The sequence below is a fragment of the Arthrobacter sp. I3 genome, from assembly GCF_000520575.1.
In the GTDB taxonomy this organism is placed as follows: domain Bacteria; phylum Actinomycetota; class Actinomycetes; order Actinomycetales; family Micrococcaceae; genus Arthrobacter; species Arthrobacter humicola_A.
Map to the genome: position 1 here is coordinate 49,209 of NZ_KI914908.1, position 1,004 is coordinate 50,212.

At 69.0% G+C, this 1,004-nt stretch carries 1 protein-coding gene; it reads left to right on the top strand.

The window, feature by feature from the left end; genetic code table 11:
* Positions 1 to 1,004: NrfD/PsrC family molybdoenzyme membrane anchor subunit (gene nrfD, locus Y706_RS23700; RefSeq protein WP_043434932.1), on the top strand; the 1,004-nt coding region annotated here is incomplete at both ends.

A 1,004-nucleotide genomic window follows, 5' to 3' on the forward strand; every position in this document is an offset into this window, starting at 1 on the left:
CGCCCGCCGTCGCCGGCGGGAGGGCAAACGAGGACCGGGCCGCCGCCCGGCCAATGGCGACGGCTCCCGGGAAATGCCCATGGTTCCCGAGCCGGAATTCAGCTCGTATTACGGCCGTCCGGTTGTAAAGCCGGCACCCTGGGGTAATGATGTGGCCGCGTACCTGTTCCTGGGCGGCGTTGCCGCCGGCTCGGCTTTGCTCGGACTCGGCGGCCAGTTGAGCGGGCGGCCGACGCTGCGCCGTAACGCGCGTTTGAGCGCTTTGGCAGCGGTAAGTGCCGGGGCTGTTGCGCTTGTGAAGGACCTCGGCAGGCCGGAGCGCTTTCTGCATATGCTGCGGACCTTCAAGGTCACTTCGCCGATGAGTGTGGGCTCGTGGATCCTCAGCGCCTTCAGCGCAGGCGCGGGGGTCTCGGCGGTGGCGGAGATCGACCGGATGAGCGGATCCCGGCTTCCGCTGGGCCCGTTGCGGAGCGTGCTGCGGGCTGTCGAGGGACCGGCCGGCTTCGAGGCCGCCGTCTTTGCCGGACCTCTGGCGGCTTACACGGCAGTGCTGCTCGGAGACACCGCCACACCGACGTGGAACGCTGCCCACGAGGAACTGCCGTTCGTCTTCGTAAGTTCGGCAGCCCTCGCTTCTGCCGGGCTCGCCATGGTCACCACGCCGGTGCGCGAAACGGGGCCGGCCCGGAAGCTCGCCGTGCTCGGCGTCTTAGGTGAGGTGGTTGCCATGAAAGTCATGAAACAACGGATGGACCCGGTGGCGGCGGAACCCCTGCACCAGGGCAAGGCGGGCGCCATGCTGAAATGGAGCGAGCGTTTGGCGGTCGCCGGCGGGCTGGGAACACTGCTGGGCGGCCGACACCGCGGAGCGGCTGCGGCCTCCGGACTCGCGTTGCTGACCGCGTCCGCCCTGACGCGTTTTGGTGTATTTGAGGCGGGCCTCGCCTCGGCCAGAGATCCGCGGTACACCATCGAACCGCAGAAGACGCGGCTCGCCGCCC